The organism is Mycobacterium vicinigordonae (genome assembly GCF_013466425.1).
Taxonomy (GTDB): Bacteria; Actinomycetota; Actinomycetes; order Mycobacteriales; family Mycobacteriaceae; genus Mycobacterium; species Mycobacterium vicinigordonae.
The window spans coordinates 5,704,725-5,718,376 of record NZ_CP059165.1 but is presented as its reverse complement, the minus strand read 5'-3'; the positions used below and the strand labels follow the sequence as shown (position 1 = coordinate 5,718,376).

The following is a 13,652-nucleotide window of genomic DNA, read 5'->3' as shown; positions in this document are numbered from 1 at the left end:
TAGCGTCGAGGTTGTGGCCGATCCCCTTGTTTGTGACCCATTGACCGCTGCGATCGCGGAAGCCGAGAAATTGGTGGTCGCGGCTCCGTTCATCGAAACCGAAGCCGACCTACTCGAGGGGTTGCAGTACCTGGCCGGGTGCGTTTCCGGCTGCATGCACCTGGCATTCGATTACGAACGCGACCACCCGTTCCTGCAATCGGGAACCGGGCCCTTTACCAAGATGGCCCTGGACAACCCCGACACCCTCTACTTCGGCACCCGCGTCCACGCCGACCACGACTATGTGGTCAGGGGAGTGCGTGGTACCACTACCGACCTGAGCTTCCAGTTACTCGGCGGTGAGTACACCGACGACAACGTACCGGCCAGTCAGGCCGCGTTCGACGACCGCGAACTCGACATCGCCGCCGACGGCAGCTTCGAGTGGCGGTTCCGGCCGAGCAGCCCGGGCCAGTTGGTGATGCGTGAGGTGTACGGCGACTGGTCCGCCCGGCGCGGCACCCTGACCATTGAGCGCCTCGATACAGCGGGCACCGCGCCGCCCCCGCTGACCCGCCAGTTGATCGAAAAGCGTTATGTAACAGCGGGTAAGCAGCTAGTGAACCGGGTCAAGACCTGGCTGCAGTTTCCGCAATGGTTCTACCTGGACATTCCGGTGAACACCATGGTGGCGCCGCGGCTCACCCCGGGCGGCCTTGCGACGCAATATTCCTCGGTCGGTCACTTCGACTTGCGGCCGGACCAGGCCTTGGTGATAACTGTGCCGGTGAGCGACGCGCCCTATCTGGGCTTCCAGCTGGGCAGCCTGTGGTACATCTCTCTGGACTACATCAACCACCAGACTTCGCTGAACAACACCCAGGCGCAACCGGATCCGGATGGAAAGGTCCGCATCGTCGTCAGCGACCAGAACCCGGGTGTGACCAATTGGGTTGAGACGCTGGGACATCGGCGGGGCTTCCTGCAGTTCCGATGGCAGCGGGTCTCCCGAGAACTGACCGAGGCCGACGGTCCCACCGTTGAGCTGGTGGACCTCGACGAGGTACCCGGGGTGCTGCCGTACTTCGACCACAATACGATCTCTGAGGACGACTGGCGGGCGCGAATTGCGCTGCGCCAGATACAAATTGCGGCAAGGATGCTGGGATGACCGATCTGCTCGACGGCAAGGTAGTGGTGATCAGTGGCGTGGGTCCCGGGCTGGGCACTACATTGGCGCGCCGATGTGCGCAGGAAGGAGCCGACCTGGTGCTCGCGGCGCGTAGCGCCGAGCGCCTGGACGACGTCGCCAAGCAGGTCGTCGATCTGGGTCGCAAGGCGGTCGCGGTGCCCACCGACATCACCGACGACGATCAGGTGAACAACCTTGTCGATGCGTCGCTAGAGGCTTACGGCAAGGTGGATGTGCTGGTCAACAACGCCTTCCGGGTACCGTCGATGAAACCCTTGGCCGGCACCACTTTTCAGCACATCCGCGACGCGATCGAGCTCAGTGCGCTGGGCGCGCTGCGGCTCATCCAGGGCTTCACTCCGGCGCTCGCGCAGGCGCACGGCTCGGTGGTCAACGTCAACTCGATGGTGATCCGGCACTCTCAGGCCAAGTACGGCGCCTACAAGATGGCCAAATCGGCGCTGCTGTCCATGTCACAATCACTGGCCACCGAACTCGGTGAGCAGGGAATCAGGGTCAATTCCGTTGCACCCGGCTACATCTGGGGTGACACGTTGCAGGGCTACTTCAACCACCAGGCCGGTAAATACGGCACCACCGCCGAACAGATCTACCAGGCCACCGCAGCCAACTCCGACCTCAAGCGGCTGCCCACCGAGGACGAGGTGGCCTCGGCCATCCTGTTCATGGCCAGTGATCTGTCCAGTGGTATCACTGGACAGACCCTGGACGTCAACTGCGGGGAGTACCACAGCTGATGGCTCCTGAGCGCACCGACATCGCCACCGTCGACGAACTGCATGCATCGGCGACCAAATTGACCGGACTGGACGACTTCGGCACCGACGACGACAACTACCGTGAAGCGCTCGGCGTGCTGCTCGACTCCTACCGGAACGAAGCCGACCTGACGCCGCTGGGCAGCAAGATGAATCGGTTCTTCCTGCGGGGTGCGTTGGTGGCGCGGCTATTGTCCGAATCCGCATGGAAGCAGTACCCCGAGTACACGGATGTGCCGATCAAACGGCCGATCTTCGTCACAGGTTTAGTGCGAACCGGCACGACAGCGCTGCACCGACTACTAGGCGCCGACCCGGCGGCCCAGGGCCTGCACATGTGGCTGGCCGAGTTCCCGCAGCCGCGGCCGCCGCGCGAAACGTGGGATTCGAACCCGTTGTACCGCAGGCTCGATGACCAGTTCAACCAGCACCATGCGGAGAACCCTGGCTACACCGGTCTGCATTTCATGGCCGCCTACGAGCTGGAGGAGTGCTGGCAGCTGCTGCGCCAGTCGCTGCACTCGGTCTCCTACGAGACCTTGGCGCACCTCCCGGGCTATGCGAAGTGGCTCTCGCAGCAAGATTGGACGCCTGCGTACCAACGGCATCGCCGCAACCTGCAACTGATCGGGATGAACGACGCCGACAAGCGATGGGTGCTGAAGAACCCCAGCCATCTGTTCGCCTTGGATGCGCTGATGGCGACTTACCCTGACGCGCTTGTGATTCAGACCCATCGGCCGGTGGAGACGATCATGGCTTCGATGTGCTCGCTAGCCCAGCACACCGCCGAAGGCTGGTCGACGGCGTTCACTCCGGAGCAGATCGGCGCCGACTCGATGGACACGTGGTCGCGGGGCCTGGAGCGATTCAACAGCGCACGCACGAAATATGATTCGGCGCAGTTCTGCGACGTCGACTACCAGGATCTGATCGCCGACCCGCTAGGCACGGTGGCCGACATCTACCGCCACTTCGGGCTGACGCTGACCGACGAGGCGCGTCAGGCGATGGCTGAGAGCCATGCCGCCAGCCAGAGCGGGGAACGGGCGCCGAAACACCGTTATTCACTTGCCGATTACGGTCTGACCGTCGAGCAGGTCAAGGAGCGCTTCGCCGGGCTGTAGGTCTCTTGCCGCAAGGTAGCCATGCGGTAGCAGAGTCAACCACCACTGCTGCTGCCGTTGAGCTTTGGCAGGTGCTTCGGGCAATAGTCCTCGATACTTGCGCCGACGAAGTAGCCCGCTGAGTAGGCTGTCATCCCTGCTTTGCCGACCATTTCGGTCGCCATCTCCTTCGGCGACTTGCCGGTGTCGAGATTTTCGCAGACTGTATGAGCGGCCTCGATCGCGTAGTCCGCAGGTATCTGTTCGGTGATGCCCTCGGACCGAAGCGCAGAAATAAATTTGGCGTCGTTGGTGTCGGCGTGAGCGGTCGAGACGGGCCCAAACGAGCCAAGTATCCCGATCGCCACAGCTGCAATAACGCGGTTGGTCATTTCGAATCACCCCTGGATTCTCGGAATTTCTGGTCGCGAGATTCCACTGACCGTCAACACTGGCCACACCAGGGCTCGCCCGCGCTGTGGTCGGCAGTCACCCGCTACGAGCTGAGGTTGCCCTGGGTAGTAGGTGCCACACCGATACGCGGCAGAGTTCACACCATGTGCACTGCCGGTTAACTGCCGGCTCGTAAGTTGTGGCTTAGTCGACCGGTTGATCCTCGAGGACGCCCTCGGCGACCGCGTGTTCGATGCTGTCGGACAGCCGAGGGCACGCCCTGGTCCGGGCGGTGTCGCCGCCAGCGGCACGCACCTGGGCGAAGTGCGCACACCGCTGCGAAGCCTCGGTATTCCATTGCACCGCAGTGTGACCCGGCCCGAGTCGTCGCACGGTGACCGTGACGTGACAGAACCGGCAGTCCACCGGCTGCAGACCCGCGGTCAGGTACCGCTCGCGATCGGCACGACTGGCTTCGGCCACCGACGCGGCGCGCTCCGGATCACCGGCGAAATCCCTTGATTTCGACCAAGATCCGGAACCGCCGTTGCTTGGTGGCGACTCGTCGTGGTCGTGGTGATCGCCGTGCAGCAGCAGCATCGATCGCGCCAGGCGATCGACGTCGGGCACATCCGGGCGATCGTCAGCCATGGCGACTAGTGCTGCTCGGCGGGCACTTCATCGGAGACAGAATCGGCGTCAGAAATTGCCTCAGCGTCCCTGGCTTTCAGATTCTCGGCCACCTCAGCGTTCCAGAACTCGTTGGCGCGAGAGGTGTCGACCTCGATCTCGTAGCGCTCCACCATTTCTGGGGTGATGTCGGCGACATCGACGTAGAACTGCTGATACCAACGGCGCATCTGGTAGACGGCCCCGTCCTCCTCGACCAGCAGCGGGTTGTCGATGCGGGTCTTGTGCTTCCAGATCTCGACGTCCTGCAGGAAGCCTTTGCTGACACCCTCGGTGAACACCCGCGACAGCTTGTCGGTCATCTTCTCGTCCATGCCCTTGGGCTTTTCGACGATGACGCCCCATTGCAGCACGAACGAATCCTGCGTCACCGGGTAGTGGCAGTTGATTAAGATCGACTCGGCCTTGTAACCGCCGTAGCTGTTGTGCAGCCAGTTGATCATGAACGACGGGCCGAAGTAGGACGCCTCCGAATCCAGGTGCGCCTCACCGTAAGACGTACCCAGGTCGTCGACGTCGGGCCGTCCCACGTTATGCAGGTACTGCGAGGCGATGTGTCCCTCGAAGACGTTCTTAAAGTACGTCGGCAACCCGAAATGGATGTAGAAGAAGTGCGCCATATCGGTGACGTTGTCGATGATGTCGCGGCAGTTTGATCCCTCGATGAGGATGCGGTTCCACCGCCACTCGGTCCACTCGTCGCTATGTGCTTCGGGAATCTCCGGAATGCGTACCGCCGGGTCGGGTGGGTTGCCCTCGTGGTCGTGCCAGACGAACAGCAGGCCGCCGCGTACGTCGGTGGTCCAGGCGCGGGTGCGGGCACGCTTGGGGGTGCGCTTGGCGTAGGGAACCAGCTTGCAACGGCCGTCGCCGCCCCAGCGCCAGTCGTGGAACGGGCAGGCCACCTCGTCACCCTTGATGGTGCCCATGGACAGATCGCCACCCATATGCCGGCAGTAGCCGTCGAGAACCTTGATGTCACCGTGCGAGTCGGCGAACACCACTAACTTGGTGCCGAACGCCTGGACCGAGTGCGGCTTGCCATCCTGAAAGTCTTTCGCGACGCCCAGGCAGTGCCAGCCGCGCGCGTAGCGGGTCGGCAGGTCGCCGGCATCGATCTCCCGGACGCCGACGTCGCTTGTGTCGGTAGTCATCCGCTGTCACCTCCAGATTGGGCTGCTAACTAGAACACGTTACAGTTTTGGGGTGGGGGAGCGCAACGATGGTGATCCTAACCACGGCATATGCACGATGCGGTATATGTAAACGATGCCGCTGTTTAGTTTCGAGGGTCGTACTCCGAAGGTCGACCCCACCGCTTTTGTGGCCCCAACGGCAACCCTGATCGGTGACGTCACCGTCGAGGCGGGCGCCTCGGTCTGGTTCAACGCGGTACTGCGCGGCGATTATGCCCCCGTGGTGATCCGTGAGGGCGCCAACGTCCAGGATGGATCCGTGCTGCACGCACCGCCAGGTATTCCGGTAGACATCGGTCCAGGCGCCACGGTCGCGCATCTGTGCGTCATCCACGGCGCCCATATCGGCTCGGAAGCACTAATCGCCAACCACGCCACGGTGCTGGACGGTGCCGTGATCGGGGCTCGTTGCATGGTCGCGGCGGGATCGCTGGTTGTTGGCGGCACTCAGATCGCGCCTGGAATGCTGGTGACCGGCACGCCGGCAAAGGTCAAGGGGCCGGTCGAGGGAACGGGAGCCGAAATGTGGGTCAACGTCAACCCGCAGGCTTATCGTGATCTGGCACAACGGCACATCGCCGGGCTGGACCCGGTGGAGGGATAAGCCGACGCGACCTGGCGTCGACAACCGATTGGACGTTGCAGATTATCGAGGACAGCGCGGCCCGGAGTTCACGAGATGCCCGACCGGGGCGCAAGGTGACACTGGTGACTCTGGCGGCGGTGGCCGCGGTGTTCGCCTGGTTGTTCGTCGGATATCTGCTCTGGGCGCGCAGCTACACCGATCTGATCGACCTGTTGGTGTACCGGGCCGGCGGCCACGCGGTGCTGACCGGTCACTCGATCTACGCGGCCGACTTCGCTGCGGCCAACCAATCTCCGAACGGGTTGTCCTTCACCTATCCGCCGTTCGCCGCCGTGGTCTTCGTGCCGCTGGCAATTGTTCCGGTGGGCGTCGCCAAGACGCTGATGCTGTTGCTCAACGCCACTGCAGCGTTGCTGCTTTTTACGCTGACTGTTGTTGCGACGCAAGGTAACTGGGGTCGACTTCGCAGCTGGCGCGCCTTGACCGCACCCATCTCGCCCAAAACAGCGGTCGTGCTGGTGTTCGCCGCGATCGTGTTCACCCTGAGCGTCCCGGTCGAGCACAACATGACCTACGGTCAGGTCAACCTGCTGTTGGCGGCCGCGGTCGCCCTGGACATCCTGCCCCCGTGGGTGCCGTGGCCGCGCGGACTGCTGGTCGGCGTCGCGGTGGCCATCAAGCTGACACCCGCGGTCTTCGTCGGATACTTCCTGGTAACTCGCGCGTGGCGGCCACTGGCGGTCTCGTTGGTGACGACCGTGCTGGCGGTGGTGGTGGGCTGGCTCGTCGCGCCCGCCGACACGGTGCGCTACCTGACCTCGACCGCGTTCGACCCAGCCAGGATCGGCGGGCTGGCCTACTCCTCGAACCAGTCGGTGCGGGGGATCGTCGAACGACTCCCCATGCTCGACTCGGTGCACGGCGCGGTCTGGGCGACCGCGACGGTGCTGGTGATAGTGCTGGCCGCGACGGCAATCGCGGTCAACCGGCAGCGCGGCGACACGGTCGCCGCGCTGCTGTCCGCCGCGTTTATCGGGCTGCTGTGCTCGCCGGTTTCCTGGGGTCACCACTGGGTGTGGCTGCCGGTGGCGGCGGTGTACTTCCTGATGCGCTGGGCGTCTTTGGGCGCGGCGCGCAACCTGATGGCCGGACTACTGATCGCGGCCATCTCGTTCTGGGCGCCATGGGCACACCTGCCGAACAGCGAAGACCGCGAACGCCTGTGGACTTCCGGCCAGCATCTACTGGGTAGCGTGTGGGGGATAACCGCGCTGGCGCTGTTGATTGTGTTCGCCCTGCGCGCCCGGAACCCGGTCCGCGCGAGCTAGACCTTGCGGGTAGAGGCGGCGGCCCTGTCCATCTCCCAGTAAGCCCGCAGCGCAACCATCTGGCCTGCGTCGTTCGCCCGATAGGTGAACACGCCCTCGGCGGTGGTCTGGTAGTCGCCGGTGGTGATCAGGATGTGCCCGACATTGGCTTCTTCGTTGCCGCACTGGTAGGTGTCTTTGAAGAAGAACTCGATCCTGGTGGTCGGCGCGATTGCCTTGTCCCAGAACACCGATATGGCATCGCGGCCCCGGTGGCCCTTGCCTTCGGGGTCGAACGCCGACGGCCCGATCGCATCTTCGGCGATCGCATCGTCGGCGAACACCGCCAACCAGGCGTCTTTGTCGCGGGCGGCGACCGCCTCGCGGGACCGACGCCCGGCCTCGTGCGCCGGATGGCTCACTTGTCCTGCCAACCCGAGTGAATGTAGGTGTCGGCGAAGCGCTTCAGCGAATCCTGCTTCTTTTCCAACGGCGCATCGAAACCGTGGCCGTCGAAAATCCACGGAATGGTGATGTAATCGGTCACCCCGATCTCAGCAAGCTCGCGATGGCCGTCCACACCGAACTTGTCGATACACACCGCCTGGAACTCAAAAGGCTGATCCGTACGGTTGTATTGGGCACGCAGTTCGTTGAGCTTGGTGATGGTTTCGGCCAGCTCGGCATGCGTCATCATCGCGCTGGTCCAGCCGTCGCCGATGCGCGCCGCACGCTTGAGCGCGACATCGGTGTGGCCGCCCACGTAGAACGGCACCGGCTCGCTGGGCGCCGGACTCATCTGCAGCCGGTCGAAATCGTAGAATTCGCCGTGGAATTCGACCATGCCGCCGGCTAGCACCAGCTTGATGACTTCGATCATCTCGTCCACACGTTTGCCGCGGCGCTGGTAGGGCACACCGCACCATTCGAATTCCTCGGGTGCCCAGCCGATTCCAACTCCGAAGCCGAACCGGTTGTTGGTCAGGTTGGCGACCGAGCCGACCTGGCGTGCCACCAGCAGCGGATTACGCGACCCGAGCTTCATCACGTTGGTGTAGAACCGCAGCTTAGAGGTGACCGCACCCATGGCGCCCGCCAGGATCAGCGGGTCGACCCAGGGCGTGTTCTCGTCGAACATTCGCTTGCCGTCGGCGGTGTAGGGGTAATCGACGGACTGCTTCTCGAAGTAAAAGATGGAGTCCGGCAGCGCGATCGAGTCGAACCCGACTTCCTCCGCCGTCTTGGCCAGTTCGATCAGCTGGTCGAGCTGGCCCATCGCGATACTGCACGTGTATTTCATTTGCCGGTCCGCTGTGGTTTGTCCTTGCCGACCACCCACATGGAGTAGTACTGCGAACCACCGCCGTAGGCGTGTCCCAACGCCTTTCGCGCGTTGGGCACCTGGTGGTCGCCGGCCTTGTCCATCACCTGAATCGCGGCCTCGGCGAAGCGGATCAGACCCGAGGCGCCGATCGGGTTGGACGACAGCACCCCGCCGGACGGGTTTACCGGCAGACGTCCACCGATCGCCGTCTCACCGGCCTCGGTAAGCTTCCAGCCTTCGCCTTCGGGAGCAAAACCCAAGCTCTCCAACCACATCGGCTCGAACCAGGAGAACGGCACATAAATCTCGGCGGCGTCGATCTCGTCGATAGGGCTGGTAATCCCGGCTCCCTGCCACAGAGCGGCGGCCGCGTCGCGGCTGGCCTGCGGGCTCACCTGGTCGCGTCCGGAGAACTGCAGCGGCTCGGTACGCAGCGCGGTGGCGTGTATCCAGGCCACCGGCTGTCCCTGTGCTAGACGGGCTTCGGCGCTCTCTTCGTTGCCGATCACCACGGCGGCGGCACCGTCTGACGACGGGCACGTCTCGTCGTAACGGATCGGGTCCCACAGCATGGGTGATTCCATCACCTTCTCGACGGTGATGTCTGGCTGATGTAGATGCGCCAACGGGTTACGCGCCCCGTTGAGCCGGTCCTTGACCGCGACCATTGCGCCGATGTGGTTCGGTGCGCCCGAGCGGCGGATGTATGACCGGACGTGCGGCGCGAAATAGCCGCCCGCGCCCGCGCCAACCGGTTTGATGAACGGAATCGGAATCGACAACGCCCACATGGCATTCGACTCCGACTGCTTCTCCCACGCCATCGCCAGCACGCGGCGGTACTTACCCGACTGCACCAGACTGGCGGCCACGATCGCGGTGGACCCGCCAACCGAGCCGGCCGTGTGCACCCGGATCAAGGGCTTGCCGGTAGCGCCCATCGCGTCGGACATGAACAGCTCGGGCATCATCACGCCCTCGAAGAAATCGGGTGCCTTACCGACCACGACCGCGTCGATGTCGTCGAAGGTAGACCCCGAGTCTTCCAATGCGCGGTCGATCGCCTCGCGCACCAGGCCGTTCATCGATACGTCTTTACGTTTGGCGACGTACTTGGTTTGCCCGGTGCCCAGCACCGCGGCTAGGTTTGCCCCTGCGCCGGCCATCAGTTCTGTCCTTCCATGACCGCGATCAGATTTTGTTGCAACGCAGGCCCGCTGGTGGCATGCGCCAGCACCCGGCCTGCCGATCCGTTCCAGATATGTTGTGCGGCAAAGCCGATGCGCTCTAGGCCGGCGACGAACATTGGGTTCGCGGCCAAGGCACCGCCGGACGGATTCACCTTGGTTTTACCGGTCAACCCGATCGCCTCGGTCAGGATCAGATGCTGGTGGGTGAACGGCGCGTGGATCTCGGCGACGTCGATCGTGTCATTGCCATTCTTGGCGGCCCTGGCCGACGCGGCGGTGGACGGCGACACCGTCAGGTCGCCGCGCAACCCGAGCGCTGGCGTCTCGATGCGATGCTCGATCCCCGTTATCCAGGCCGGGTTTTCGCGCAATTCTCGCGCCCGGTCACCGGCCGCGAGGACGATCGCCGCGGCACCGTCGGTGATCGGGGCGATGTCATGGCGTCGCAGCGGGTCGTTGAAGAACGGCCGGGACAGCAGCTCATCGATGCTCTTGGCTGGCTTCTCCGAGTCGTTGCGCTCCGATTGCGCGAACGAGTCGAGGGCCACCTGCGCCATCTGCCCGGCAGTCCACTTGCCGGATTCCAGGCCGACTCGGGCCTGCAGGCCCGCCAACGACACCGAGTCAGCCCACAGCGGTGCGACGGTGTAGGGGTCGGTCTGCCGGGTCAGGATCTGGCGCAGGATTCCCGCCGAGGACTTACCGAATCCGTAGACCAGCGCGGTCTCCACTTCGCCAGTGAGGATCTTGATGTAAGCCTCGTAAAGTGCCCAGGCCGCGTCCATTTCGACGTGCGACTCGTTGATCGGGGGCACGGCCCCGATCGAGTCGATCGCCGAGATGAAGGAGAATGCCCGTCCGGCAAGGTAATCCGAGGATCCCGAACACCAGAAGCCGATGTCGGCCTTGGTGATGCCCAAGTCGTCGTACAACTCGGCGAAGCACGGCATCAGCATCTCGACCCCGTTGGTGGTGCCGTCGGTGCGGCGGACATGCGGAGCGTGGGCAAAGCCGACTACCGCAACGTTGCGATCACTCATGTGCTGGGCCCTTTACAGGTGGTGCTTGTAGGTGTCGTATTCGGCGTCCGGTTCGCCGGTGGGCCGGAAGTATTCGATGTTGTCGATGCCGAAGCCCCACTCCTCGCGGGGCTTCCACACCGCCTCCACCCGCATGCCCATTCGGACCTCGTGCGCATCGATGTCGGAAACCAGGTGCAGGAACGGGATATCGGCGCCGTCGAGCAGCACGTAGGCCGCCACATAGGGGGGCTTGATCCGCTGGCCCTGGAACGGGATGTTGATGATCGCGAACGTCGTCACGATGCCCTTATCCGGTAGCTCGACGAAGTCCGTGGTCGGCAGGCCGGTGGCTGGGTCCGCCCCGTGGGGTGGAAAGTAGACCTTGCCCGATTCGCCCGTCTTCGCCCCGATCAGCTTGCCCTGTGCGATCGCTCGCAGGTAGGCGCTCTCCTCATGCGAGGCGGTGTGCTGGATGGTCAACGAGACCGGCGTGACGATCATGGTGACCGGGTCCTGCTCGGACGGCGGCCCTTCGGGCTCGGCATCTTCACCGGGCACGAAGTAGGCGATGTCGGTGATCGCCCCCAGCGTCTCGTCGGCCCAGTGCACCCGCACCCGGTCGCCGGTCTTGATGGCGTCCGGCGAGCCCACATCTACGGCGTGGATCAATGGGGTGTCGGCGCCGTCGAGCTTTATCAGCGCCCACGCGAACGGGCGGTCCAGCGGTTCACCGCCGAGCGGCTCGGGCTGCCAGGTCCAGGACACCACGGTCCCGACGCTGGCCACCGGTACCATCTCGCCAAGCGGCTCATAGGTGACCGGGTCATATTCCGGAGGCGGCACATGCACCCGGCCATCGGAGCCGCGTACTCCCAGAACGCGGCGCTCACGCAGTGCGGTGAAGAACTTCCCTAGCGTGGGACCCACCGAACGGGTGTAGTCGAAGGACAATGTCAACGGCGCGGAGAGAGGCGGCTCAGGGTGATCGATCAGGGCTGGGCCGCTCGAACTGGCTGTCACGCCTTCGAGTAGAACAGGTTCTAAGAATGGTTTCAACATCGGTTTGGGAGAGGCGCGTATGAAGCTCGGTCTGCAACTCGGTTATTGGGGCGCCCAGCCGCCGGAGAACCACGCGGAACTTGTCGCAGCCGCCGAAGAGGCCGGATTCGATGCGGTGTTCACCGCGGAGGCGTGGGGGTCGGACGCCTACACACCGCTGGCCTGGTGGGGGCGGGAGACGCAGCGGGTGCGGTTGGGCACCTCGGTAGTGCAGCTGTCTGCGCGCACCCCGACGGCCTGCGCGATGGCGGCGCTGACCCTGGACCATCTGTCCGGTGGTCGGCACATCCTGGGGCTGGGCGTGTCCGGACCCCAGGTGGTCGAGGGTTGGTATGGGGCCAAGTTTCCCAAGCCGCTGGCGCGCACCCGCGAATACATCGACATCGTGCGCCAGGTGTGGGCACGGTCCGCTCCGGTGACTAGCAACGGACCCCACTACCCGCTGCCACTGAAAGGCGAGGGCACAACGGGTTTGGGCAAGCCGCTAAAGCCGATCACGCACCCGTTGCGGGCCGACATCCCAATCATGCTGGGTGCCGAGGGACCCAAGAATGTTGCCCTGGCCGCCGAAATCTGCGACGGCTGGCTGCCCATCTTCTACTCACCGCGGATGGCCGACACCTACAACGAATGGCTCGACGAGGGGTTCGCCAGACCGGGCGCCCGGCGCTCGCGGGAGAACTTCGAAATCTGCGCCACGGCGCAGGTGGTGGTCACCGACGACCGGCCGGCGACCTTCGCCGCGGTAAAGCCGTTCCTGGCGCTCTACATGGGTGGCATGGGTGCCGAGGACACCAACTTCCACGCAGACGTCTACCGTCGGATGGGCTACGCCGAGGTCGTCGACGAGGTCACCAAACTGTTCCGGTCCGACCGCAAGGACGACGCCGCCAAGGTGATTCCCGACGAACTCGTCGACGACGCGATGATCGTCGGCGACCTGGACTACGTGCGTAAGCAAATCGAGGTCTGGGAGGCGGCCGGCGTCACCATGATGGTGGTCGGTGCTCGCAGCGTTGAGCAGGTACACGACCTCGCAGCGCTGACCTGACGGGGTGGCTTGCGGGGCCGTTAGAACACGTTCTAGATTGGCCCGATGGGCTCAAAGGGGACGTGCGTCGTCGAACGACATCTCCACGTTGGCAACCGACTGCGTCATCAACGCCCGCTTGGGCAGGCCGAGCGCGGCCAGCTCCTTCCCGTAAGGATGGTCGCCGAGTCTTATGCGGGCACCGCCGAGCCGGGTTCGGGCGCCCGTCGTCGTCATCGTCGAGGAGGTCTCCCGGGTGACGCCGTCCAGGTGGGAGTAGGTCGTCAGGGTCTGGGCCTTCATCGCCGGGTGCGGCAGGCCGGGGCTGAACTCGATCCCGGCGATCAACTGGCCCTCGGCGCTCACGTCGAAGGTGAACTTGCGGCCTTCGTGGACGTTGAAGTCCGCCATGATCTTCGGGTAACCCCAGATCGTGCGGCCGGCCTCGAGGGTGAATTCCTGATCGACCGGCAGGCGGTGGATGAACGTCGCGGCATTGGCCATCGCGCGGAAGCCCTTGGCGTGGGTGCCCGGCCGGTTCACCAGGAACGCGGTGCCGTACTCGTGGTAGCGGCCCAGGTCGCCGTCGATGTAGCGCACCAACAACTGCAGCACAATCGCGCGACCGGGCAGGTATTCGAAGACCTGCAGGCCGCTGTAGTCGATCAGCCGCTGGGCGGCTTTGGCGTCGACCGAGAACATCGCGGAGTGCTGGTCGGCTTTGCGGATGACCACCGGCATGGTGAGGACGGTTCCGGCGATGGTGTGTTGCGAGACAGACATGGGGCTTACTGTA

Annotated in this window: 15 protein-coding genes; 6 read left to right on the top strand and 9 right to left on the bottom strand. The window is 64.2% G+C overall.

What is annotated here, in order from left to right; genetic code table 11:
* Positions 1-13 precede the first annotated feature (13 nt).
* From H0P51_RS25575 to H0P51_RS25565, 3 genes are read left to right on the top strand one after another with little or no spacing between them, the layout of a single operon-like run.
* A complete protein-coding gene (locus H0P51_RS25575; RefSeq protein WP_180915587.1) occupies positions 14-1,153 on the top strand; it encodes a hypothetical protein in 1,140 nt (379 codons plus the stop codon).
* The gene (locus tag H0P51_RS25570; RefSeq protein ID WP_180915586.1) at positions 1,150-1,932 is read left to right on the top strand and encodes an SDR family oxidoreductase; all 783 of its coding nucleotides are present in this window, start codon (positions 1,150-1,152) and stop codon (positions 1,930-1,932) included. Before H0P51_RS25575 ends, H0P51_RS25570 begins: the two co-directional genes overlap by 4 nt.
* Positions 1,932-3,080: a sulfotransferase family protein gene (locus tag H0P51_RS25565; protein ID WP_180915585.1), complete on the top strand. Its 1,149-nt coding sequence runs from the start codon at positions 1,932-1,934 to the stop codon at positions 3,078-3,080. Before H0P51_RS25570 ends, H0P51_RS25565 begins: the two co-directional genes overlap by 1 nt.
* A 35-nt stretch (positions 3,081-3,115) precedes the next feature.
* Here the strand turns inward: H0P51_RS25565 and H0P51_RS25560 are convergent, their stop codons facing one another.
* The 3 genes from H0P51_RS25560 to H0P51_RS25550 form a co-directional block, all read right to left on the bottom strand.
* On the bottom strand, positions 3,116-3,451 hold the full coding sequence (locus H0P51_RS25560; RefSeq protein ID WP_180915584.1) for a DUF732 domain-containing protein: 336 nt from the start codon (positions 3,449-3,451) through the stop codon (positions 3,116-3,118).
* A 205-nt stretch (positions 3,452-3,656) separates the two neighbouring features.
* Positions 3,657-4,103, bottom strand: coding sequence for a hypothetical protein (locus H0P51_RS25555; protein WP_180915583.1), 447 nt, complete (start codon positions 4,101-4,103; stop codon positions 3,657-3,659).
* A 5-nt stretch (positions 4,104-4,108) separates the two neighbouring features.
* Entirely contained in the window at positions 4,109-5,296 is a 1,188-nt protein-coding gene (locus H0P51_RS25550) for a 3-ketosteroid-9-alpha-monooxygenase, oxygenase component (RefSeq protein ID WP_180915582.1), read from the bottom strand.
* Between the two features lie 115 nt (positions 5,297-5,411).
* On the opposite strand from H0P51_RS25550, the gene H0P51_RS25545 reads away from it, so the two are divergent.
* On the top strand, positions 5,412-5,942 hold the full coding sequence (locus H0P51_RS25545) for a gamma carbonic anhydrase family protein (protein WP_180915581.1): 531 nt from the start codon (positions 5,412-5,414) through the stop codon (positions 5,940-5,942).
* Positions 5,943-6,046: 104 nt separating this feature from the next.
* Entirely contained in the window at positions 6,047-7,252 is a 1,206-nt protein-coding gene (locus H0P51_RS25540; protein ID WP_180915580.1) for a glycosyltransferase 87 family protein, read from the top strand.
* Here the strand turns inward: H0P51_RS25540 and H0P51_RS25535 are convergent.
* The 5 genes from H0P51_RS25535 to H0P51_RS25515 are packed head-to-tail and all read right to left on the bottom strand — an operon-like array spanning position 7,249 to position 11,787.
* A complete protein-coding gene (locus H0P51_RS25535; protein WP_246398223.1) occupies positions 7,249-7,665 on the bottom strand; it encodes a nuclear transport factor 2 family protein in 417 nt (138 codons plus the stop codon). The genes H0P51_RS25540 and H0P51_RS25535 overlap by 4 nt on opposite strands.
* Positions 7,650-8,531, bottom strand: coding sequence for a TIGR03619 family F420-dependent LLM class oxidoreductase (locus H0P51_RS25530; protein ID WP_180915579.1), 882 nt, complete (start codon positions 8,529-8,531; stop codon positions 7,650-7,652). Before H0P51_RS25530 ends, H0P51_RS25535 begins: the two co-directional genes overlap by 16 nt.
* The gene (locus H0P51_RS25525) at positions 8,528-9,721 is read right to left on the bottom strand and encodes a thiolase domain-containing protein (RefSeq protein ID WP_180915578.1); all 1,194 of its coding nucleotides are present in this window, start codon (positions 9,719-9,721) and stop codon (positions 8,528-8,530) included. The genes H0P51_RS25530 and H0P51_RS25525 overlap by 4 nt, the downstream gene beginning before the upstream one ends.
* On the bottom strand, positions 9,721-10,785 hold the full coding sequence (locus tag H0P51_RS25520; protein WP_180915577.1) for a thiolase domain-containing protein: 1,065 nt from the start codon (positions 10,783-10,785) through the stop codon (positions 9,721-9,723). Before H0P51_RS25520 ends, H0P51_RS25525 begins: the two co-directional genes overlap by 1 nt.
* Positions 10,786-10,797: 12 nt before the next feature.
* Positions 10,798-11,787 (bottom strand): Zn-ribbon domain-containing OB-fold protein, encoded by a 990-nt coding sequence (locus H0P51_RS25515; RefSeq protein ID WP_180915576.1) that lies wholly within the window; start codon positions 11,785-11,787, stop codon positions 10,798-10,800.
* A gap of 58 nt (positions 11,788-11,845) precedes the next feature.
* Between H0P51_RS25515 and H0P51_RS25510 the strand changes: the two genes are divergently transcribed.
* Positions 11,846-12,877 (top strand): LLM class F420-dependent oxidoreductase, encoded by a 1,032-nt coding sequence (locus H0P51_RS25510; protein ID WP_180915575.1) that lies wholly within the window; start codon positions 11,846-11,848, stop codon positions 12,875-12,877.
* Between the two features lie 51 nt (positions 12,878-12,928).
* Here H0P51_RS25510 and H0P51_RS25505 read toward each other — a convergent pair whose 3' ends face one another.
* The gene (locus H0P51_RS25505; protein WP_180915574.1) at positions 12,929-13,639 is read right to left on the bottom strand and encodes an acetoacetate decarboxylase family protein; all 711 of its coding nucleotides are present in this window, start codon (positions 13,637-13,639) and stop codon (positions 12,929-12,931) included.
* Positions 13,640-13,652: the final 13 nt, after the last annotated feature.

Excerpts from the sequence above, each read along its gene's own strand:
- H0P51_RS25510 (WP_180915575.1), top strand. The coding sequence starts at position 11,846 with ATGAAGCTCGGTCTGCAACTCGGTTATTGGGGCGCCCAGCCGCCGGAG.
- H0P51_RS25505 (WP_180915574.1), bottom strand. The coding sequence starts at position 13,639 with ATGTCTGTCTCGCAACACACCATCGCCGGAACCGTCCTCACCATGCCG.
- H0P51_RS25560 (WP_180915584.1), bottom strand. The coding sequence starts at position 3,451 with ATGACCAACCGCGTTATTGCAGCTGTGGCGATCGGGATACTTGGCTCG.
- H0P51_RS25525 (WP_180915578.1), bottom strand. The coding sequence starts at position 9,721 with ATGGCCGGCGCAGGGGCAAACCTAGCCGCGGTGCTGGGCACCGGGCAA.
- H0P51_RS25530 (WP_180915579.1), bottom strand. The coding sequence starts at position 8,531 with ATGAAATACACGTGCAGTATCGCGATGGGCCAGCTCGACCAGCTGATC.
- H0P51_RS25545 (WP_180915581.1), top strand. The coding sequence starts at position 5,412 with ATGCCGCTGTTTAGTTTCGAGGGTCGTACTCCGAAGGTCGACCCCACC.
- H0P51_RS25555 (WP_180915583.1), bottom strand. The coding sequence starts at position 4,103 with ATGGCTGACGATCGCCCGGATGTGCCCGACGTCGATCGCCTGGCGCGA.
- H0P51_RS25550 (WP_180915582.1), bottom strand. The coding sequence starts at position 5,296 with ATGACTACCGACACAAGCGACGTCGGCGTCCGGGAGATCGATGCCGGC.
- H0P51_RS25570 (WP_180915586.1), top strand. The coding sequence starts at position 1,150 with ATGACCGATCTGCTCGACGGCAAGGTAGTGGTGATCAGTGGCGTGGGT.
- H0P51_RS25565 (WP_180915585.1), top strand. The coding sequence starts at position 1,932 with ATGGCTCCTGAGCGCACCGACATCGCCACCGTCGACGAACTGCATGCA.
- H0P51_RS25520 (WP_180915577.1), bottom strand. The coding sequence starts at position 10,785 with ATGAGTGATCGCAACGTTGCGGTAGTCGGCTTTGCCCACGCTCCGCAT.